Origin of the sequence: Microbacterium luticellae (assembly GCF_050408645.1) — a bacterium.
GTDB lineage: Bacteria > Actinomycetota > Actinomycetes > Actinomycetales > Microbacteriaceae > Microbacterium.
In genome coordinates this window covers 509,955-530,048 of the sequence record NZ_JBNTKE010000001.1, presented here as the reverse complement: position 1 = coordinate 530,048, position 20,094 = coordinate 509,955, and the positions used below count along the sequence as shown (strand labels likewise).

General features: G+C 63.6%; 23 protein-coding genes, 2 tRNA genes and 1 pseudogene. 8 read left to right on the top strand and 18 right to left on the bottom strand.

All coding sequences use genetic code 11. The annotated features are described in order from the left end of the window. Positions 1–20: 20 nt before the first annotated feature. From dinB to ACQUSW_RS02615, 3 genes are read left to right on the top strand one after another with little or no spacing between them, the layout of a single operon-like run. The gene (gene dinB, locus ACQUSW_RS02625; RefSeq protein WP_428930701.1) at positions 21–1,202 is read left to right on the top strand and encodes a DNA polymerase IV; all 1,182 of its coding nucleotides are present in this window, start codon (positions 21–23) and stop codon (positions 1,200–1,202) included. 37 nt (positions 1,203–1,239) lie between these two features. Next, positions 1,240–1,557: a hypothetical protein gene (locus tag ACQUSW_RS02620; RefSeq protein WP_428930700.1), complete on the top strand. Its 318-nt coding sequence runs from the start codon at positions 1,240–1,242 to the stop codon at positions 1,555–1,557. Beyond that, positions 1,541–2,122, top strand: coding sequence for a sigma 54-interacting transcriptional regulator (locus ACQUSW_RS02615; protein WP_428930699.1), 582 nt, complete (start codon positions 1,541–1,543; stop codon positions 2,120–2,122). The genes ACQUSW_RS02620 and ACQUSW_RS02615 overlap by 17 nt, the downstream gene beginning before the upstream one ends. Positions 2,123–2,133: 11 nt before the next feature. Here ACQUSW_RS02615 and ACQUSW_RS02610 read toward each other — a convergent pair whose 3' ends face one another. Genes ACQUSW_RS02610 through ACQUSW_RS02600 form a run of 3 tightly spaced genes read right to left on the bottom strand, consistent with a single transcriptional unit; the run spans position 2,134 to position 3,268 of the window. Beyond that, the gene (locus ACQUSW_RS02610; RefSeq protein ID WP_428930698.1) at positions 2,134–2,631 is read right to left on the bottom strand and encodes a DUF2017 family protein; all 498 of its coding nucleotides are present in this window, start codon (positions 2,629–2,631) and stop codon (positions 2,134–2,136) included. After that, a complete protein-coding gene (gene clpS, locus ACQUSW_RS02605) occupies positions 2,628–2,909 on the bottom strand; it encodes an ATP-dependent Clp protease adapter ClpS (RefSeq protein WP_428931263.1) in 282 nt (93 codons plus the stop codon). The genes ACQUSW_RS02610 and clpS overlap by 4 nt, the downstream gene beginning before the upstream one ends. Before the next feature lie 11 nt (positions 2,910–2,920). After that, the gene (locus tag ACQUSW_RS02600) at positions 2,921–3,268 is read right to left on the bottom strand and encodes a metallopeptidase family protein (protein WP_428931262.1); all 348 of its coding nucleotides are present in this window, start codon (positions 3,266–3,268) and stop codon (positions 2,921–2,923) included. Between the two features lie 58 nt (positions 3,269–3,326). On the opposite strand from ACQUSW_RS02600, the gene ACQUSW_RS02595 reads away from it, so the two are divergent. The 3 genes from ACQUSW_RS02595 to ACQUSW_RS02585 all read left to right on the top strand — a co-directional run bounded on the left by ACQUSW_RS02595 (position 3,327) and on the right by ACQUSW_RS02585 (position 4,203). Next, positions 3,327–3,398: transfer RNA gene (locus ACQUSW_RS02595), tRNA-Arg, on the top strand. Positions 3,399–3,461: 63 nt separating this feature from the next. Beyond that, a complete protein-coding gene (orn, locus tag ACQUSW_RS02590; protein WP_428930697.1) occupies positions 3,462–4,088 on the top strand; it encodes an oligoribonuclease in 627 nt (208 codons plus the stop codon). 39 nt (positions 4,089–4,127) lie between these two features. Next, a tRNA-His gene (locus tag ACQUSW_RS02585) sits at positions 4,128–4,203 on the top strand. Here ACQUSW_RS02585 and ACQUSW_RS02580 read toward each other — a convergent pair. The 8 genes from ACQUSW_RS02580 to ACQUSW_RS02545 form a co-directional block, all read right to left on the bottom strand. Beyond that, positions 4,196–5,884: a recombinase family protein gene (locus ACQUSW_RS02580; protein WP_428930696.1), complete on the bottom strand. Its 1,689-nt coding sequence runs from the start codon at positions 5,882–5,884 to the stop codon at positions 4,196–4,198. The two genes, ACQUSW_RS02585 and ACQUSW_RS02580, sit on opposite strands and share 8 nt — an antisense overlap. Positions 5,885–6,264: 380 nt before the next feature. Further along, entirely contained in the window at positions 6,265–6,822 is a 558-nt protein-coding gene (locus tag ACQUSW_RS02575) for a hypothetical protein (RefSeq protein WP_428931261.1), read from the bottom strand. A 2-nt stretch (positions 6,823–6,824) separates the two neighbouring features. Further along, a complete protein-coding gene (locus ACQUSW_RS02570; protein ID WP_428930695.1) occupies positions 6,825–7,268 on the bottom strand; it encodes a single-stranded DNA-binding protein in 444 nt (147 codons plus the stop codon). Positions 7,269–7,360: 92 nt separating this feature from the next. Beyond that, the gene (locus tag ACQUSW_RS02565; protein ID WP_428931260.1) at positions 7,361–9,085 is read right to left on the bottom strand and encodes a type IV secretory system conjugative DNA transfer family protein; all 1,725 of its coding nucleotides are present in this window, start codon (positions 9,083–9,085) and stop codon (positions 7,361–7,363) included. 53 nt (positions 9,086–9,138) lie between these two features. Further along, on the bottom strand, positions 9,139–9,672 hold the full coding sequence (locus tag ACQUSW_RS02560; RefSeq protein ID WP_428930694.1) for a hypothetical protein: 534 nt from the start codon (positions 9,670–9,672) through the stop codon (positions 9,139–9,141). Continuing rightward, positions 9,669–10,001 carry a hypothetical protein gene (locus ACQUSW_RS02555; RefSeq protein ID WP_428930693.1) on the bottom strand — a complete coding sequence of 111 codons (333 nt, stop codon included), beginning with the start codon at positions 9,999–10,001 and terminating at the stop codon, positions 9,669–9,671. Before ACQUSW_RS02555 ends, ACQUSW_RS02560 begins: the two co-directional genes overlap by 4 nt. Continuing rightward, positions 9,998–11,497 (bottom strand): ATP-binding protein, encoded by a 1,500-nt coding sequence (locus ACQUSW_RS02550; RefSeq protein WP_428930692.1) that lies wholly within the window; start codon positions 11,495–11,497, stop codon positions 9,998–10,000. The genes ACQUSW_RS02555 and ACQUSW_RS02550 overlap by 4 nt, the downstream gene beginning before the upstream one ends. Then, positions 11,494–12,246 (bottom strand): hypothetical protein, encoded by a 753-nt coding sequence (locus ACQUSW_RS02545; RefSeq protein WP_428930691.1) that lies wholly within the window; start codon positions 12,244–12,246, stop codon positions 11,494–11,496. The genes ACQUSW_RS02550 and ACQUSW_RS02545 overlap by 4 nt, the downstream gene beginning before the upstream one ends. A 90-nt stretch (positions 12,247–12,336) precedes the next feature. Between ACQUSW_RS02545 and ACQUSW_RS02540 the strand changes: the two genes are divergently transcribed. Then, positions 12,337–12,861 carry a phosphoribosylamine--glycine ligase gene (locus ACQUSW_RS02540; RefSeq protein ID WP_428930690.1) on the top strand — a complete coding sequence of 175 codons (525 nt, stop codon included), beginning with the start codon at positions 12,337–12,339 and terminating at the stop codon, positions 12,859–12,861. 9 nt (positions 12,862–12,870) lie between these two features. Here the strand turns inward: ACQUSW_RS02540 and ACQUSW_RS02535 are convergent, their stop codons facing one another. From ACQUSW_RS02535 to ACQUSW_RS02525, 3 genes are read right to left on the bottom strand one after another with little or no spacing between them, the layout of a single operon-like run. Continuing rightward, complete coding sequence (locus ACQUSW_RS02535) at positions 12,871–14,340, bottom strand: SCO6880 family protein (RefSeq protein ID WP_428930689.1); 1,470 nt, start codon at positions 14,338–14,340, stop codon at positions 12,871–12,873. Beyond that, entirely contained in the window at positions 14,340–15,734 is a 1,395-nt protein-coding gene (locus ACQUSW_RS02530; protein ID WP_428930688.1) for a conjugal transfer protein TrbL, read from the bottom strand. The genes ACQUSW_RS02535 and ACQUSW_RS02530 overlap by 1 nt, the downstream gene beginning before the upstream one ends. Positions 15,735–15,769: 35 nt before the next feature. Then, positions 15,770–16,060 (bottom strand): DUF6112 family protein, encoded by a 291-nt coding sequence (locus tag ACQUSW_RS02525; protein WP_428931259.1) that lies wholly within the window; start codon positions 16,058–16,060, stop codon positions 15,770–15,772. Between the two features lie 195 nt (positions 16,061–16,255). Here ACQUSW_RS02525 and ACQUSW_RS02520 point away from each other — a divergent pair, with 195 nt between their 5' ends. After that, on the top strand, positions 16,256–16,885 hold the full coding sequence (locus ACQUSW_RS02520; protein ID WP_428930687.1) for a hypothetical protein: 630 nt from the start codon (positions 16,256–16,258) through the stop codon (positions 16,883–16,885). 11 nt (positions 16,886–16,896) lie between these two features. Here ACQUSW_RS02520 and ACQUSW_RS02515 read toward each other — a convergent pair whose 3' ends face one another. The 4 genes and pseudogenes from ACQUSW_RS02515 to ACQUSW_RS02500 form a co-directional block, all read right to left on the bottom strand. Next, on the bottom strand, positions 16,897–17,163 hold the full coding sequence (locus ACQUSW_RS02515; protein WP_428930686.1) for a DUF6112 family protein: 267 nt from the start codon (positions 17,161–17,163) through the stop codon (positions 16,897–16,899). Between the two features lie 17 nt (positions 17,164–17,180). Beyond that, positions 17,181–18,365, bottom strand: a pseudogene (locus tag ACQUSW_RS02510) (M23 family metallopeptidase); the annotation flags it as partial. Positions 18,366–18,379: 14 nt separating this feature from the next. Next, positions 18,380–18,991, bottom strand: coding sequence for a hypothetical protein (locus tag ACQUSW_RS02505; RefSeq protein ID WP_428930685.1), 612 nt, complete (start codon positions 18,989–18,991; stop codon positions 18,380–18,382). A gap of 105 nt (positions 18,992–19,096) precedes the next feature. Next, positions 19,097–20,092 (bottom strand): ParB N-terminal domain-containing protein, encoded by a 996-nt coding sequence (locus ACQUSW_RS02500; protein ID WP_428930684.1) that lies wholly within the window; start codon positions 20,090–20,092, stop codon positions 19,097–19,099. Positions 20,093–20,094: the final 2 nt, after the last annotated feature.

The window sequence follows — 20,094 nt, the reverse complement described above, 5'->3', positions numbered from 1 at the left end:
CGAACACGCAGAATAGAGATATGTACGACGTCGACGATGCACGCACCGGCATTCTGCACGTCGATATGGACGCGTTTTATGCCTCGGTAGCGGTACTTGACGACCCGACTCTGCGTGGACTGCCGATCATTATTGGCTCACCCGAAGGACGCTCGGTGGTCTCTAGTGCCTCGTATGAGGCGCGCCGTTACGGTGTGCGATCGGCGATGCCCGTTGCTCAGGCAATACGGCTGTGCCCTGCGGCCCGGATTGTGCGGCCCGACTTTGAGCGATACCGAGAACTCTCACACCGGGTCATGGCCATTTTTGAGTCCATAACCCCGCTCGTTGAACAGGTGTCGATTGACGAAGCGTTCCTTGATGTTCGCGGTGCGCAACGTTTATGGGGCAGCCCCGCTACGATCGCGCGTCTCGTGCGTGAGCGCATTCATGCCGAGACAGGGTTGACCTGCAGTGTCGGAGTGGCAGCGACCAAGCACATCGCCAAAATGGCGTCGACCATGAGTAAACCCGATGGGCTCCTGGTGGTTCCGGGTGACGCCACACAGGAGTTTCTCGACCCGCTCTCGGTGCGGGCACTGTGGGGAGTCGGGCCGCGGTCGGCAGAACAGCTGGAAGCCCGCGGCATCCGGACCATTAAAGACGTGCGCCTGAGCGCACCCGATATGCTGCGACGCGCCGTCGGCGCAACGGCAGCCCACAAACTGCAGCAGCTTGCTCGCGGACACGATGACCGGCAGATAGAAACCGAAAGGCAAGAAAAGAGTGTCGGCCACGAACACACGTTTCAGCAAGACGTTGCCGATCACCGGGAATTAAAGTTTCACCTGCAGCAACTATCTGACCGGGTCGCGGCGCGGTTGAGACAGAGCAACTATGAGACCGCGGCGGTCGCGATCAAAGTGCGTTTTGCCGACTTCACCACCGTGACGCGCACGCAAACTCTGCCCGAACCCAGCTCTGTGGGACAAAGGATCGGCAGTGTTGCGCAAGCCCTCTGGGAAGCACTGGATCGTCACGATCCCGTGCGGCTGATCGGGGTACGAGCAGAACGGCTCACCGCGGCATCCGGCCCAGCAGGATTATGGGACGATGACGCATCGTGGCGCAGCGTGGAACACGCGCTCGACGCTGCCCACAGCAAATTCGGTGACGGCGTTATTCGACGGGCCCGCTATCTCGACGAAAAAACTCGCGACTGAACAGCACATTCACCGGCATTTCAGCTAGCGTGGAAACATGCCCAACCTCGCATTAGATCTCGGAAAGAACGCCGCTTCGCTGGGCGTTACCAATGCCTACGGCAAGCCGGCTGAACTCGACGGCGCCCAATACACACCCGTGGCCCTCACCCTCTCGGGTTTCGGTGGCGGCGACGCAGAAGGCGCAGAGGGCGGCGGAGGCGGAGCCGTGTCGATACCACTGGGCGTATATGTGCGCCGTGAAGAAGGCCTGCGTTTTGAACCGAACATTGTCTCGCTTTTGGCCGTCGCGATTCCTTTCGTCTGTGTGACGGGGCGTGCGCTGAGCCGCATTATTCGTGCACTCAAAAAGTAGCGACCCGGTCGATATCGCCTTAGGCCGGGGCGTCGCCGCGATCCGCGAGCGTGTGCAGGCTATTGCCGCGGCCAACCCCGTCGTACTCATTGATGGTCGCAGTGGTGCCGGAAAAACATCGCTGGCACAGCGGCTTCACGACCACTGGCCGATGCGCGGGGGAGTGCAGCTGATCGCGATGGATTCGTTTTACCCCGGCTGGGACGGCCTCGACGCGGGCATCACGATCGCTATTGAACGAATTCTCCGCCCGCACGCCCGCGGCCTCATCAGCACGTGGGCCCGCTGGGATTGGGAGAAACACGAAGAAGCCGAACACTTTGGCGTGAACCCTGCGCGCGGCATCATCCTCGAGGGGTGCGGAGCAGTAACGAGCACCAGCGCTGCCTTAGCGGATGTTACGGTGTGGGTGCAGTCTCCGGATGCCTCACGGCAGCGCCGCGCTCTTGATCGCGACGGTGACACATACCGGCCCCATTGGGAACGCTGGGCAAAGCAAGAAGCGCGCCATATCGCGCGCGACATGCCCCACGAGCAAGCCGACATCGTCGTCGAGGTTCCCTAGAGGTCTGCGGCCTACAGTTGTTGTGCTTCAGCGGCCTCAACCAGCCCATCTAAGCGGTAACCCAGCCAGTCGTACACGCCAAAGCGCGGATCATCCGGGTCAGAATCAGTCTCATCGGTGATCCCCAGCCGCGACGCAATAACGAGCCGGAGCGCTGTGAGCGTGCGTAGCCAGGCGTCGAGTTCATCGGCGGCGATGACAACATCGCGGGGTGTTAGCGCAGCATCCGGGTCGTCGTTCAGACTCTCGGCGTCGACGGTAAACGACTGGAGTGCGTGGCGAACGAGGCGAGCGTCTGCTGCGCGTCGTTCGAGCAACATTTTTTCGGAGGCCTCGTGAAACTCTTGCGAGGCGTCGGCGTCGTCGGGGTAAGGATCGGGCGCGAGCCGCGCGACAGCCGGGTCATCGTTGGTGTCGGCCTGAAGGAGGCTCAAGAACTCATCGACAAGATTCGCCAGGTGCACGCCTTCGAGGCGGGCCAGCGGCAAGAGGACTGTTGAGGCGTTCACGATGATGCCTTTCGGATGGTGGCCCACAGGCCGTAATCGTGCATGGCTTGCGCATGCACCTCCATGGTTTCGCGGGGCCCAGTCGCAACAACGGCACGGCCCTCGTGGTGCACGGCCAGCATCAATTCTGTGGCTTTCTCGTGCGAGTAGCCAAAATATTGCCGAAAAACACGCACCACATAGCTCATGAGGTTGACGGGATCGTTCCACACCACAACCTGCCAGGGTTCGAGCGGTGCGGCAGACAACTGTTCTTCGTGGGTTGACTCGGGAGCCAGCAGCGGAGTACTCACGCCCACCCCCACTCATGAAGCTGTTCATCGGTGATGCCATAAAAGTGTGCGATTTCGTGAACCAGCGTCGTATGGATCTCGCTCCGCAACTCGTGCTCGGTTTCGCAGACAGCTAAATGGGGTTCACGAAAAATAATGATGCGGTCGGGTAGTTCGCCACCGCCATAAAGATCGCGATGCGTCAGCGCGATGCCGTCATACAAGCCCAGGGTGTCTAAACTGCCGTCTTCTGGCCGATCTTCGACAACAAAAACCACGTTGTCGAGCCCTTCGACCATGTCATCGGGCAGGCGATCAAGCTCGTTAATCACGAGCTGTTCAAAAGCTTCTGCATCCATCTCCATCACGTTCCAGCCTACGGTGTGCACGAGCAGCATGCTGAGGTCGGTACGCTATACGTGACCCCCAGTAGCTCAGCGGAAGAGCATCGACCTTCTAAGTCGCCGGTCGCACGTTCGAATCGTGCCTGGGGGACTCGGCTCGCCTGTGATGCTGGGCGGTGAATACTGTGTACGAGGCATCGCTAAGATGGCTCCTATGGTTGTTGCCTCGGAGAATGATCGTCTCGTTTGGATCGATTGCGAAATGACGGGGCTTGACCTCTCAGTCGACGAACTGGTCGAAGTGGCCGTTGTTATCACCGACTTTGAGCTTCGCCCTGTCGACCCCGGGTTTCAGATTGTTATCTCGGCGAGCCAACAGGCCATGAACAACATGGGTGAGTTCGTGACAAATATGCATGAATCATCCGGTCTGCTCGAAGAGATACCGCACGGGGTGTCCTTAGCCGAGGCCGAAAAACAGGTGCTCGACTACATTAAAAAGTTTGTGCCGCAGGAGCGCAAAGCACCCCTGGCCGGCAACACGATCGGCACCGACCGCATGTTTCTCGCCAAATACATGCCCAGCGTCGACAACTGGTTGCACTATCGCAACGTTGATGTCTCGAGTATTAAAGAACTTTCTCGACGCTGGTACCCGCGAGTGTTCTTCCAAGCGCCCTCAAAAGACGGCGGACACAGGGCCCTCGCCGACATTCTCGAATCGATCCGCGAACTGCAGTACTACCGCGAAGCAGTGTTCGTTGATGAGCCCGGACCCAGCAGCGATGAAGCCCGAGACACTGCCGGACGCGTCGTGGCAAACTTCGCCCCAAATATGTAATACACTCTAGGGGTTGCCTTCTTCGGAACGGCCAACATGGTGGGTGTAGCTCAGGTGGTAGAGCACCTGGTTGTGGTCCAGGTTGTCGCGGGTTCAAGTCCCGTCACTCACCCCATATGGGCGAGGTTCAAACCTTCGACAAGAGTCTCCACTCTTGAAAAGGTTTGGACCTCGTCCTTTTTCTTTGCCTCAGCTGCCCAGTTCAGAGCGTTCGCCTGAGACTGCACATCACACAGCGCCTCGTACGACGGCTGGTACTCGACCTTCACCTCCCGATCCTCATCGATGAAGATCTTGCGGAAAAACGCCTGATTGCACAGTCGCCTGTTCTGGTTGTCACACCGGCTGTAGATCAACGCGATGTTCGCGAGCAACGCCAGACAGTCATCGAGATTCGCGCGCGCCGCGGCGTACTCGTCGTGATGCGCCGACAGCCTCCCCTTGATGTCATCGAGCCGCGCTTCGATGCGCATCTGCTCTTCTTTGAGCAGTTCGAGCGAGATTGCGCCCGAATAGTGTGCGCGCAGCACGACGAGCCGCTCCTCTTCCAGAGCGGCGCGTTCCTTCGCCAGAGATTCCAGCTCGCCCGAGTCGGAAGCCAGCAACCTGTCGAACTCCGCGTGGATCATCCCGGCCAGCGACTGGCGCAGCTCGGCGGAGATCTGGATCGTCTCGTAGTACTTCTCGACCATCCGCTCGACATCCTCGATGAGGATCGCCTGCCGAGTGCACCCGGTCTTCTTCGAATGACGGCCATTGCACACGAAGTACGGGTAGATCTTGCCCTTGCCGTTGTTCGCGTTCACGATGATGAACCGCGAGCCACAGGCCCCGCAGTAGATCGTGCCCTTCAGGTAGTGGGCATGCAGTTGGGTTGCGTCGGCTGCAGAGACGTGAGACTCGAGCACGTTCTGCACCTGGTACCAGACCTCTTTCGGCACCAACGCTTCGTGCGATCCCGGATACACCGCGCCTTTGAAGCGCACCATGCCCCGGTAGTACGGGTTCGTCAGCATTCTCTGGACGCTTGTCTTGCCGAGCGGCTTCGACGCACGCTTCGGCGTCGGCGGCGTGGTCAACCCGCGCGCTTCGAGCTCGCGCTGCATCTGCGACAGCGTCCACCGGCCCGATGCGAACTGCTCGAACGCCCACCGCACCAACGGCGCACGCTCCTCGTCCACCACGACAGTCCGGTTCTCGCGGCCCCGCTCATCGCGCACGCCGACGTTCAGATAGCCGATCGGCGCCCGGTTCGTCGTGCCGCCCTGCGCGGCCTTCTGCGAGAGGCCCTTGACTGTCTCGGTGGCGAGGTTGCGCGAGTAGAACTCCGCGATCGACGACATGATGCCGTGCAGCAGCATGCCCGACGGTGTCTCGTCGATGTTCTCGCTCGCCGATACAAGCGTGACCCCGGCGTCACGCAGCGCCAGGTGGATCGCGACGTCGTCGGCTCGGTTTCGTGCGAGGCGGTCTACTTTGTGGACGATGCAGTAGTTCACCTGGTGTGCGGTGACGTATTCGATCATCTTCATCAGCTGCGGCCGGTCGGCCTTGCGCGCTGATTCGCCCGCGTCGACGAACTCCTCGATCACCGTCGCCCCGAGAGCCTCCGCCTTGCGCAGATTCGCTTCGCGCTGCGCTGGGATCGAATATCCCTCGTCGGTGCCGCCCTTCTCCGCCTGCTCCTTCGTGGAAACGCGCAGGTACATGACGGCGACCGGGCCTCCGGTCGCGTAGGCAGGATGGATCAACCCGCTCGATGGGGATACGGCATTGGTGGTCGTGGTCGTGGTCATGGCTCTTCTCCGCGTGTGCTTGACAGCGCCCGCCGCGGAATCGTCAACTGCGAATGTTGATCGTGAGAAGAGCCCGAAGGCTGTAGGCCTAGGTCCTGTAGGACCACGTTTACGTGCCCCATGCCGAAGCTCGGGGGTTTAAGAACCACAACATCCGCTACTACGGCGGACGGTTACATTCTACGCTTGCCCCACCTGGCTCGCATCGAAAATCTTGTCGCCAGATTCTGCTGCGCGGCGTTCGCCGAGATCCTGGAGGGCAAAGCGAATCATGAGCTCAGTCAGAAGGTTCAAGTCAGGCTGCTCTCGGTGGACCGCGCGAACGGTCAGTCGGCGCTCTTCACGGCTCCGACGGTCCGTCTGCTTCTCGTAGTGCCCGCTCACGATTCCTGCACCTCTCCCGTGTCGGGGTCGGCGTTCGCGAAGAACGCGTCCTCCGCCGCTTGGCGAGCGGACACCACGTCGAGAACGAACTGCACGAAGTCAGCGTCACGGTCGGTGATCACTTCTTCCACGATCTCCTGCTCGCGGTTTTCGCCCGGCCACGGTGTCTGCCGTGTGGGGCGATCTCGATCCCGCTTGGTGCCGCAGGCGGCAACCCAGTCGCGGAGACGCCCGCGGGCATCAGCGAAGTCACGGTGCCACCCGAACGGCGCTGAACCGTCCTGGTCGGGGTCATAGGCGCAGAGCCAGTGCAGATGCAGCGCTGAGAGCTCCCAGAGGAGTTCTGGGTGCCGATGCCAGTACGGCGGGATCTCTGAGGCCGGAAGCCCGTACTCGATCCGTAGCCAGTTGACCCACCGGTTCAGCTCCAGTAGCTCCTGTTCGAGATCGTGAGCTGTGAGCAGGTTCCAGTTGATCGGGTGCGGCGGCCCAGCTTGGGGTTCAGGCTCGTAGTTCGACTCCGGCACATCGTCGATGCCCTTCTGGTCGTTCATCATCACAGCCCGATCCCACGGGAGTCAGCGCTCGGCCGCGACACGGGCGCATCGAACGCACGACTCTGGTTCCGCTCCGGCGCATTGCGAGGAGCTCGGTCGACCTCATACTGCGTTCGGGCGGTATCGTGACCGATCTTCTTCGCGACGAACTCTTCGCCTTCGATTTTCTGGCCGTCACGCTCGTAGGTGTACGGGTGCTGGTAACCCTCCGCTACGAAGTTGTCGCCCTTGATGAAGCGTTCGTAAGCGCGCTCAGCACTCGTGCGATACATCACGAGACTGTGGAAGCTGGTCTCGAGCTTGGTAAAGCTCCCGTCTTCCTCCCGGCGGTAGTTCTCCTGCCCAAACCGTGCGTAGAAGCGAGCGTCACCGTTCTCGGTGCGCGTGAGCTGCGGGTCATTGGCGATGAAGCCAGAAACTGACTCTTGCGTGCGGATAGCCATGGGACTGTCCTCCTGACGAATCGTGAGCCGCTCCCGTCGAGCCGCTCGTACAGGTCAGGTGCACGCCCCTATCCAGCGGAAAGCCCGCCGACTCAGTCGGCGGGCTTCTGCTCAAGTAATGCTTCGATCTCGGCTCTCTCGTGCTTGAGCCGCTTCGCGTCCGGTCGCTTCGGCCACGGGATCAGATCCGTGATGATCGGCGGTGCAGACCGCAACAACACGACGCCGGTGCCGAACGGCATTGTGCGGATGCGATCCGGTGGCAAGATCGGCACCCGTCGGATCGAACGCTGGTTCGTGCGCGAGCCGTAATCGCCGAGCGTCACCGAGTCGGTGAACTCGTCCCGCTCACCGATCAGGGTCGAAAGGTCTTGCAGATCACGAGAGTTGGAGGCACCGCCGAGGATGATCTTCGTGATGCTCGCGTCCCAGATCGCAGATGCTTGGTCGTCGCTCCACTTATCCCTTGCCTGAGCGAGCGACTGGAGCACCGGCATCGTCGTGATCCCGGTACCGCCGCCCTCGGCCATGAGGGTCGGAAGCGACGGCAACGGCGCGAGGTTCCCGATTTCGTCCAACGCAAGCAGCATCGGTGGATCGAGCCGTGCGCCGGGCATCCTGGCAGCCATGCGTCGTGCCGTCTCGACGAGATCTTCCACGAACGCAGCGACGAGCGCTGCGCTATTGCCCGCGCCTGCACCGGTGGCGAGCAGATACAACGTGCCCTTGTCGCGGATGAAGGCCTCCGGGTCGAAGGCCTCATCTTCGCCGGGGCTGACGGCATCGAGCACACGTGGGTCAGCCAGTGCTGCCAGTGCGAGTGAGACGCCCTGCCAAATCGAGTCCCGCGTGCGCGGGTCGGTCTCGATCATCGCTTCGAGGCCTTCGGCCCACCCCGTCGCGGCGTGTGGTGAGGCGTTGAGGATCGCGACGGCATCGGCGGCGGCCGACGGGTCGAGCGTCCAGCGGAAGAGCTCGGCGGGGCTCCGCCTGTCGATGGCTGCCGCGTGCAGGAGCGCTTGGAGCGCGACGCGGGTCTTGCCCTCCCAGAATCCGCCGCCGTCGACACCGCCGTCGGCGAGTCCTGTCGCTGCGGCGAGTCCGGTGGCGCGGATCATCGCGGTGAGCGGGTCCTCGCATCCACGGATCGGCGACCACCGGAGTCCCGCGGGTACGCCCTCGGCGAGGTGTTGCGGGTCGAACACCATCACCGGGCCGACCCGCCGCCGCGCGCGCAGTGTCGCGGTGAGGTTGTCGGGCCGGGTCGAAGTGGTCACGACAGCTCCGGGAGCGTCGAGGATCGCGTTGATCACGATGTGCAGGCCTTTCCCGGAGCGTGGCGGTCCGATCAGCAGGATCGAGTCCTCCACGCTCGCCCACACGTCCTTGCCGCGCGCCTGCCCGAGCCGATAGCCGACTTCAGACGCGCCTGGACTCTCAATCGATGGACGTAGCGTTCCAGCACGACGGAGAAGTGCTCGGCTTGATGCGGCGAGCGCGACTTCGTGTCCGGTGGCGGTTCCGGCGAGGCGGTGTGGGTCGGTCTCGGTCTTGCGTGAGTGTCTGCGCCAGAGCATCCAGAGCCATGCGATCAGTGCGCCGAGTCCGAGAAGCATGACGGCAGCGACCGCCCAGTAGACGACGGCGTTGAGTTCCTCAGAGCCGAGTGCCGCGCCGGGGCTGCCGGGGTGCGCGAGGACGCCGAGGCCACCGGCGATCCCAGCGTCAGGTTGCTCGTTGCTCGTGATGAACGCGGCAATCGATCCGGCGGCGCGCAGGATGAGGGTGAGGCCGAAGAGCGCGACGAGCCCGGCCATGAGGATGTTGGTGAGTTCGTCGCCGAGTGACCCGGTCTGACGGCCCGGCGCGTTCACGAGATCCTCACCTCCTGCGTGTGGCCGGAGACGTCACCGATCAGCACGGCCTCGGTGACGTGTTCGCCGATCTGGTCCAGGTCGATGAGCGCGCGGGCATTACCCTGTCGATCGCTCTCTGTGCCTGTGACGACGACAGCGACGGTGATGTCTTCGCCTGGGACGAAACCAGAACCGCGGAACTCTATGAGACGCCGCTGCTTCGAGCGCCGGGCACGTCGTGTCTCCGGCTGAGGAGGTTCAACGGGCTCCGTGGCCGTCGTCTTCCTTCGCGCCTCGATGATGTCGGTGTAAATGGTGCCGTCGTTCTCACGAACTTCGATGCGGATCGTTCGACTCCGGTGTTCGGTCAGTGCATCGAGAAGTGTGCCGAACGAAGCTCTGGTCCAGGGCGGTGCGAAGGGTGGCGGCAGAAAGTCGTCACCGTCGTAGCTGACGGTGACGACTCCCATGTCGCCGACGGTGATGACCGCGAGCGGCAGACTCACTGGCGACGGTTCGGGTGCTGAAGGGTTCTGGGCGTTGCTCATACCTCCAGGTGCGCTCGGAGTCCCACGGGGTCGGCGTGGATCGGCGTGGAATCGTGGCAGAAGCCGCCGGTGTCGTACCCAATGAGAAGCACGGCTTCGGCGTTCCGAGGGATTTCGGACATCGCGACTTTGGCTCGCACCTCGCCGTGCCGGTCGGCTTCGACTTCGCGGAGCAGGAACGCGACGGCGACGGTCTCGTCGGGTGCGAAGTATCGTCCTTCGACGAAGTAGACCGGCTGACCGGTCTCTTCATCCCAGTCGAGCGGATAGATCGATGGTCGTTCATTAGGCACGGGCACTGGGCGTGCTCGGTTCTTTCGCTTGCTCATGATGAGCTCCTTTCGTTGGTCATGCGGCCGGTCGTGTCGAAGAGTTTCAGCTCCGCCGGGTGCAGCTGGTGCTGGCAGACGAACGAGCGATCCTTGATCCGCCACAGCCCTTGCCCGACGCCGAGGCCTGGCAGGAGCTTCTGCTCTGTGCCGGTGAGGCCGAGTGCGTTCGCGGTGACGCCGAGCTGGTCGGTCTCCTGGCGGTAGATGATGCGGGTCTCGGCGTTCGCGAGCAGGCTGTTCGCGAGTGACCGCATCGCCGATCCCTGGTCGCCGACGTTCTCGAGGTCGGTGAGCTTGTGGAAGATGAGCATGTTCGCTATCCCGTACGCACGGGCAAGACGCCAATGCGCATCCATACGACGAAGAAGTGCCGGATGTTGCATGAGCCGCCACGCCTCGTCGTAGATGCACCACCGCTGCCCGCCATCCGGGTCGAGCAGCGCCGACTCCATCCACGCCGAAGAGCACGTCATCAAGACCGAGATCAACGTCGAGTTCTCCGCCACCCGCGACAGATCGAGGGAGATCATCGGCAGGCTCGGATCGAACGTCACCGTCGACGGCCCATCGAACAGCCCGGCCAGGTCACCGGCGACGAGTCGACGCAGTGCATGCCCGACGAGGCGACCGTCTTCGGCGAGGCGGTGCTCCGGGTCAGAGGTCTGACTCGGGTTGAGGACACGGTCGACAACCATCGGAAGGATCGGCACGTCGTTCTGCGCCACGGTCTCCGTCAGTGCCGTATCGATCGCGGTGTGCTCCAGGGGCGTGAGCAGCCGGTCAAGCACCGTCTCCGCGAGAGCACCAATGAGATCCCGACGGCGCGAGGCGACAGTGCTGATCCACGTCTCATCACTGAGCCCCGCGGGCCGGTACCCCTCATCGAGAGGGTTGAGACGAGTCGAGAGGCCGTGACCGAGCACGATCGCACGGCCGCCGACCGCTTCAGCGACGGCAGTGTGCTCGCCTTTGGGGTCGCCGGGTACGTAAACGCGCCGCCCGAACGGCAGCGATCGCGTGTAGAGGCTCTTCGCCAGTGACGACTTCCCAGAGCCCACGATTCCGGCGAGAACCACGTTCGGGGCAGTGATGAGGCCTCGGGAGTACAGCACCCACGGGTCGTAGACGAACGAGCCGCCAGAGTAGAGATCCTGACCGACGAAGACACCGTCAGAGCCGAGGCCGCCTTCGGCGAGAAACGGATAGGCCCCGGCCAGCGTGGCCGAGGTGTCCTGATGCCTCGGTACTTTGAACCGGCCCGGCGACCGCAACATTGCAGGCCCCACCTCACCAGATTTCGGCAGGTAGGTCGTCGCTCGGCGTTCGGCTTTCTCAGCCTCGAACTTCGCGACGGCTGCTTCCTTCTCGGTGGCGCGCTTCTGAGCTTGGACCTGCTGGGCCGCCTTACGGCGCTCCTTGCGAAGACGCCGCTTCTCGCTCGCCGGTGCGACGAGAACAGACGTGTGGAGGCGTTCGCTGTCTTCTCGGCTCATCGTCCGAGCCCTCGCTCACGCTTGACCGCAGCGATACCGGGATGTTCGAACCAGTTCGTCGGTCCCGACTGCGCGAGCTCGGCTTGCTTGTCGACCGCATCGTCGGGAGGGATCTCGTGGAGTCGGTACAGGCCGACGTGCCCGAACGAATGGCTATAGGTCATGTCGTAGTCGCCGTCACGGACCTCCTGCTCCAGCGGCCCGGTCGGTGGCAGGTCATACACGTACCCGTTCTCGAGTGCCGCGTCGGTGGTCTCGTCGCCGTAGTCCCAGTTCTTCAGGAAACTGATCGCAGCATCCACACCGTCGTCATCGATGAGCTGGAGCACTTCATCTGCTTCCTCACCCTGGAGGAAGCAGATGCTGACCCACCGCTTCACCGTCACCGGCTCGACCGCGGGCTCATCACGCCAAGCAACCCGGCCGCTGGCGGCATGCGCCTTATCGAGGCGGTCCTCGACCTGGTCGATCAATGTCGCGGCCTGGTGCAGCTCATCGGCGGCGTCGAGCGCCGCCTTCGAACCTGGCTCGTGGTCTCCGTAGTCATCGAATGCACGTGGCCGGTTGTCGACGTGTGCGCGGGCGAGCTGATCGAGCACTTGCCGAAGTGAACGGACGCCGTAGAGCACATCACCGAGGACCCCGTACAGGTCTCGCGGATGCTCGAACGTGCGGCTGGCGTGCGCAAGGCCCCGGAGCGCCTCCGAGGCCTCACCGGCGTCAGCACCGGGATCGTAGAACGTGGGCATGAGCTGCTCCCTTAGTTGGTGTCGGATGAACTACCCGACAGGTGCGCCGCAGTCTCCATCAACGTCTGACCTTCCCGATAAAGTCACCACATGAGCTCACAGGCCGTCGCCCTTCTGATCTCCGCAATTTCCCTTACAGTTGCGGGCACCTCCCTTGGCTGGCAAATCGCACAATGGCTTCTCTCCGCAGGCCGACCAAAAGCCATATTGCGTCATGGAGTTCAAGGAGGTGGAGGCGCTGTTACGGGACCAGTCGGGAAAGACGGCAAGCAGTTCCGTATAGATCGGCTTAGAGCGCAAGGATTCAATGGGCCCGAACTGATCGGCGTTCAGATCACCAATCACGGTCGTGCACCGGTGACCATCGAATCTGTTTCAGTAGCGCCACGTGGTGGTAGTGCTCGCTTCGTTCCACAAGCGCAACTCATGGGGCCGGACCTTCCACATCGCATTGATGCAGGTACAAATGCGAGCTGGTATGTAGATGTAGAAGTCGGGCAGCTATTGGTAGAAACATCGCGAACTGCGCTCGAAGAACGCGTAACTGGTGTCTATATGACAGCAACTTTGGGCACGGGGAAAGAGATCTCAACTCCTACGACCTTGAGAATCTGACAGCAGCCGCTAAATGGCCCGACACAACGGCAGCGCTGCCGCCGTGAACGCCTGTGCCTGCTGACCGACGATCAGCCGCGTTTCGCACGAGGCCTGAATTGCGGCTTGCTCGATCGCCGCGACCGCCGCATCGAGATCCTCCGCGCTCGCCGCCGACACCGAGACAAGCCCCGTGTAACGCAGGACGCCGTGACCCGCGGTGAGATCGGCCTCCTGCTGGAGCACGTCCTGAAACTCGGCGGTCTGTGACGCGTCTTCGATCTGTCCGATCCGCTGGCGCTGGTGGGCGTCGGAGATGTACTCGGTCTTCTTCTTGCGAATGTCACGGGCAGCCTGGTCAGAGCGCATCGGCGTACACAGCAGCGAGAACGAGCGCTGGATGCCCGTCGAGAGCAGCACCGGGGCGAGGAACCCCGGGTAGACCATCGAGCGCGGCCACTCGCTGATCCACAGCACCGCGTGATGCGCGGAGTCGGTGCGCAGGTGATCCCACGACTCGTTCACCGCGACCGGCCCTGCCGTAGCGAGCGACTGCCCGAGCTCACCGTGCCGTTCGAGGCTCGCCGCGACTGCCGGGTCATACGCCGAGCGGAGGATTACGGCGATCTGCCCACACGTCAACCATGCCGATGGAGCGAGATCCGCGGACCGGAGCGCGGCGATGAGCGTCGACATCTCTTGACGGAGCACAGCTGCGGCTCCCTTGATACCGCCGCCCGCGGTACGGATCTGCCGGGCCGCTGCGTGCATGTCGAGCGACAGCGACAACGTCGTCGCGTGACGTTCCCCAGCAGGTCCCGCTCGATCAATGAGCTCTGCATAAGTGGTGGCCGCCCACGAGGTGTCGCCTGTGCCGTGGGAAGCCCACCATTCGGCGAGCCCGCTGCCGGAGTCCGGGAGGGTACGTTCGAGCACTTGCAACATCGACACCCGCCCCGACCGGCACACCGTCGCGAGCACGCGCCCCCACGATGCGACGCGGCGTTCCTGCTCGCCCGGGTCGAGGAGCACGAACGCCGGATGCGACACCGACACCACTGCCGTCAGCGTCGCAGCCGTCGGATCGTGGATCATCCCGGCCCTGGTTGTCGGATCGGTGTACTCGCGCAGTCTCGCCATGTCTCCAGGGAGTGCGAGGGTGCCTTCGGGCCGTGGCTTCACGATGCGGCGACGGTAGAGCGCCTGGCCGCCGGTCTGCTTCCATACCCACCAGAACCCGACCGGAATCCACTCGACGATCGGACGCCGCGCGATCGGCACCCACGTGAGCACCGCCGCGACCGCCCATACCGGGGCCGAATACGCGAGGAGCATCCCGCCGCCTGCGTAGAACGCCCACACGAACGCCGCAACGCCGACGCTCAACGTGACCAGCTGTGAGACAGAGAGCCCGAGGAGAACACCGCGGCGGGTGAGACGAGAGAACTTCACCGGCCGAAGCTCGCCCTCTGCACGGTGCTGCGAAGCGTTCTGAGACATCACATTTCCTTCGGCATCGGCGGATTGTTCGGCGGCGCAGGATCAGCCGCAGGAGGACGCGGAGCCGGGTTCGACGGCGGAGGCGGCGTGCCCTGCTTCGGAGCGGGCGAAGACGGAGCCTCGGCTCCAGGTGAGGAGGGATTCAGCTCAGCACCGGCCGCTTCACCAGCCGCCTTCTCACCAATCGCGCCACCGATCTTCGGACCAGCCTCTGCCGCACCCTTCACGACCTCAGCACCGATAATCACCGCAGCGGCAGGGCCTGCAGCCGCGGCACCTGCGCCCGCACCTGCGCCTGCTCCGGCTCCTGCGCCGGTTGCCGCGGGAGCTTCTGCGGCAGGCGCGGCCGCGGCAGGTGGTCCGCCAGGAGGCGGCGTCCCACCACCGCCACCGCCACCGGGTGGCGGCCCGTCGGGACCACCGCCACCGTCGAGGACTTTCTTCACGCCGTCGCCCTGCGGCTTCGACGGCATCGGCCACGGACGATCGACCGCGCCCTTGGCCTCTTGCTCGGAGCCCATGGCGTGGTAGAGGTCGAAGCCGAGGAACGAAATGAACCGGTAGACCATGTACGGCGCGAACGCGGCGATGAACAGCAGCACGATGCCCACGATCGGCTCCGTCACCGCCGCGAGGTCCACGGAAATCGGCGTGGAGATCTGCGTGATCGCGATCAGGAACACCACAACGAGAACCAGCTTGGAGACGATCAGCGCGATGACGAACGCCGCCCATTTCCCGATCCAGCTGCGCGTCACATCCCACGCGGAGCCCGCGAGTGCGACCGGGGCGAGCACGATCGCCACCAGCAGCAGCGCCTTGCGGATGAGGAGAGAGAACCAGACGATCGCGACGGCGCAGATCATGAGTCCCGCGAGGAAGATCGTGATGATCGCCCCGACGCCGGGAGCGGCAATGTTCAGGGCGGTGAGCCCTGCGGTGAGGAGGGCGATCTTGTCGCCCATCGACCCGGTCGTCTCACCCGCTGCCTGCACGATCCCGATGCAGAGTTGATCGACGATCTCCAGCAGAGTTCCTGTCAACGTGATCACGACGAACGAGCCGAGCACGGCTTTCGCTGCCCCTAATGCGGCGCGTGAGAGCGCCGAGGGTTCTCGTCGGATCAGGCCGAGGACGAGCTGGAAGGTGAAGAACAGCAGCACGATGAACACGCCGATGCCGAACAGCAGGTTGTAGACGGCAAGGTAGCCGGGCTGGGTGACGTCGACCAGGGTGGTCGAGTCGAACACCTGCCACATCGTCTCGATCAGCCATCCGGCGGCTTGCCCCATCGCGGAGGCGAGCCAGTCGAATGGTGCCGAGATGAGCGTGGCGGCGGCTTCACCGGCCACGTCGCAGACGTTAGAAATGATGGGAATGTCGCAGACGCCCATGCTTACCCCTCCTCTGGGATCTCAGTGGGCGGTGCTTAGACCTGCTGGCCGACGCCCCAGAAGAAGTTGATGAGCGTCACCGCCGCACCGCACAGCACCGCGGCACCACACGAGACGAGGACGCCGACCTTGCCGCGTGAGGCGAGATGCGGGTTCGAGGAGTTCGAGCCGAAGCCCCACACGATCGCCGAGACGATGAGTGCGAGCACGCTCAGGATGAGGCCGACGGTCATGACGGCACCGACGATGGTGCGCAGCTGCGCGATCCCGGGCAGGCCGGAGTCGTTCGGGGTGATGCTGATGTCCATCGGCGCGATGACCGGCATGGTGATCAGTTGGGCGGCGAGTTCGTACACGGCGTGCTCCTAGCGGTACCCGCCCAAGACGTGGGCGGAGGCGATTGAGGGTCGCCAGCAAGGTGCACGGGCGCTTCCGTGCTTCCCGCCAACCTTCGGTGCCTGGCAAACTCGATGTATCGGCAGTTCGCCGGAGCACCACATTCGGCGAAAGGGTCAGTGCAGATGGTTGATTATCACCAGTCCAGGAAATCGTTGCAGGACGAGGTCCTCTCCGTCGTGGAGTGGCCGACATCCGAAAGCGACAGCACTGTATTCGATCTCGGATGGCTGGACCGGGGCACCAAGAAGCCGGTCTCGCTGAAAGAACAAGCACATATTGACGGCGCGCTGGCTGTCTCAGATCCAGGGGCACTCCTCTATGCACCTGGCGTCGAGTCGTATGTGCGCACCGAGTACCAGCGACAGCTGAAGCTACATTTCTGGGGCACTCACTTTTTGCACCAGCCCATGAACGTGCTCGAAGCCGGACTTGTCCGGGGAGCGTTCTATCTTGAATGGGGCGACCACATTGAGCAGATGAAGCGAGAGGGATTCCTCGAAGAAGCTTTAGTGCTTGTTTACGAGGTCATCGACGCTGCGGAGTCGGTGGATCGTGTCGAGGGTTCCGGCATGGGCGCAGCGGGCTGGTATTCCCGGGCTTGCATCATCTTGCGCAAGCTCAAGGACCCGGAGTCCGAGGTTCGACTTATTGAGCGGGTGCTTGAGGAGTACCCGCGTATGAAGACTCTCGCCGACCGTCTTCCGGCTGCTCGCAAACTGGCTGAGAAGGAAGCGCGAAAGTACGGCAAGTAACAGCGGTTTGGCTACAGCTGCCCACCGACACCGATCAGCCAGTTGATCCACGCCACTCCGGCTCCAGCGAGCGCGGCTGCGCCGACGGCGACGAGGACCCCGGTCCGTCCTTTCGAGGACAGGCCGGGGTTTCCCGTTGAAGAGGCGATGGCCCAGATGATGGCGCAGATGATGAGCATGAGTACGGCGACGATGAGGATGATGGTGAGCATCGCACCGATGGCTGTTTTGAGGTCTCCAATGCCGCCGAGGCTGTCGAAGTCTGGGAAGACGTTCATCGGGGTGCTCCTCACAGTTCGCAGCCGGTCGGGCCGGTGGTGGCTTCGGGCAGGTCGGCCGCGTCGTGGTCGTTGAGCCACTTCGCCGGATCGACCGGGTCGCTGTTCGTGCCGCCAGGGCGGACCTCGAAGTGCAGGTGCGGCCCAGTCGAGTGCCCGGACGAGCCGACATCGCCAATGTGCTGGCCCGCGGCGACGTTGTCGCCGACCTGCACGTGGATGCCGTGAGCCCACATGTGCACGTATCCGGTGGCGACCGTTTCCCCGTCGAGCGGGTGCTCCATCACGATGTGCCCGCCCCAGGTCGCATCGAACTGCGCGACCGTGACGACCCCGTCGGCGGCGGCGAGGATCTGCGTGCCATCGGCCGCGGATAGGTCGATCCCGGCGTGCGTGGTCGCCTCTCCCGTGATCGGGTCAGTGCGCGGGCCGAAGTCGTCGGTCTGCACCCACGTGCCCTCCGGCAACGGGAACACCACCTGTTCGGTCGACTTCTTCGCCGTCGCGGCACTGCGCTTCGAGTCGACGGAGACTGCAGCCGCTGAGGCATCGGCCCCGTTGCCGGTGGTGAGAGTGGTGAGGATCTTCTCGGCGACGGGTTCGTAGTTGTCGTAGCGGTCTGGGTAGGCGGAGACTTCGACGGCTTGGGCGACTTCGCCGAGGCCCATCTGCTGCCATCCGGGGATGTCGAGGAGGCCGCGGGGTGAGGGGTAGTTCGGGCCGTCGAAGCCGCCGTAGAAAGCCTTCGCCTGGTACTCCGGGGCCATGAGCTCTTCGACGGTGCCCCACCCGGATTGCGGGCGCATCTGGAACAGGCCGAGCGAGTCATGATCTGAACCGTTGCCGTCGTTCGGGTAGTCGCCGGACTCGGGATACGTGCCGGTGTTGGCGAGCATCCGCAGCGTCGACTCGGTGAGCGCTGCCATGAGGGCGATTTTCGTCGCGGTGCGGTCGATGCCGTCGACCTGCGATCCGACGGTAATGATCGTCGCCGCGTGCGTGAGTTGCTGCTTGTTCAACGTGAACGTCACGCCATCCGCCGTCGTCACGGTGAGCTCGTCGGGCACGTTCACGACGGTGACGCTGTTGATGGTGCAGGTGGCGTTGGCACCGGGGTTGGCGATCAGGCCGATGCTCACGAGCCCGAGCGTCGGTGCGAGGAAACAGAACGCGAGCGCCGCGATGGCGAACTTCTTGAGCATGACCGTCCCACCGCCTACATCAACGGATTGTTCAACTGCGACAAGCGCAGCAGGTAGCAGTCGTCACCGCGCGGGCAGGCCATGAAGATCGTGAACGACACCTGCTCGCTCATCGCCTGCTCGGCTCCGTCCCAGACGCCGTCTCGATGACGCGTTCCGGTGACGGTGTATGCAGTCGCGCCTGGCGGGAGCTGCCCCGGCCGCGCCTGGGCGATGGCTTCGCTCCACTCGACCGGGATGTTGACGGTGTCGATATCGATGCGCTGACTGGTCTCGTACTTGCGCAGCTGGACCCAAGCGTCGCGCGTGGGCAGGTAGCCCGCGATGTCGGAGGCGAGCCCTGCTTGTTCGATGCCGGACGGGTCGCCAACGTTCACGAGAGCGGCGGTGTAATCCAGCGGATACAGGCCGAGCGTCGTGTCCCATGTGAACAGGCCGGTGGCGACTCGGCGGGCGAAGGTCTCAGCATTCCGCGTCGGAATGATCGATGGCGCTTCCGGCCGCGGTGCGGTCGTCGGCGGCACGGTCGGAACCGCAGTCTCCGGCGCAACAGGCGGCGCCTCCTGGCCATCCTGGCGCGGCCCGGTGATGAGCCCGTAGGCACCGATGCCGATGAGTGTGAGCATGACGACGCCGCAGGCGATCAGAAGGATTAGCCTGCGGCGTGCGTGTGGATCTGATGAAGCAGTCATATCCGACAGGTGCGCGGGCCGCCCCACGCCCCAGGTCGGTCAGATTGCCCGGAGCTGCCGTGGAGTAGGAGCGGCGGAATCGTCGCGGAGCGCGGCGCGGAGCCGGTCGGCGAAGTCGTTCCATTCGCCGATGGCGGTAAAGAACGTGTCAGCCTCGGGGCGGGTGATCTTGACGGCGATCTCCGCGGGGTCGGTGCTCGCGTAGAGCGTGTGGAGTTCCGACCAGGTCAGCACGAAGGCCCTCGGCGTCATCGGTGCGATCGCCACGGGTCCACCGGCGCTGCGCTTCTTCGGCTTCTTGCCGCTTCGCACCTCGGAGAGTTTCGCTTCGGCCAGCTGGTGCAACATCAGGTCGCGCTCGGCTTCCGCCGAGGCAACGAGCTGCTTGACCTGCTGCCACCTGGGGTGCGTGGGTGCATCGTCGTGGATCTCGTCGAGGAACCTTCCCGCGACCTCCCGGATCTCCTCGGGCTGTGCCTGGTCTTCGGCGGTGCGCTGGATGAAGTTGATCTCTTCCAGCCGCGTGTACGACGAGGTGCCGGTGACCATCTCGGCGGCCTGACGGCGCGCGTCACCGAGCGGCTCCTTCAACGGTCCCGCCGATTCGGCGGGACCGTTCCACCGTGGCTGATTTTCTGGCGAAAGCTGCGTTGACGCCTTCCGTTGGGCGGCGTCAGCGGCGAGGAGTTCCTTCATCTCGCGATACAAGGTTGCCGCTTCGACAGCGGTGAGGGGCTTGTGGAACGCGTTGTCGTCTTGCTCAGCGAGCATGAACTCGAGATCCGTGGAGATGCCCGAGCGCACCCATACTCGTGCCTCGGACCATCCGAGCTGTTTGTATGCCGCGAGCCTCCGCGCCCCGCACACGAGCACCCCGTCCGGGGTGACCGTGATCGGCTGCAGGACCCCTTCGTTGTCGATCGACTCGGCAAGGGCGTCGATGTCGCCGAGGTCTTTGCGGTGACGCGCGCCGACATGAATCGAGTCGATGGTGCGGATCACCACCACGTTCTCGTTCTTCTCCTCGGTAGCCACGG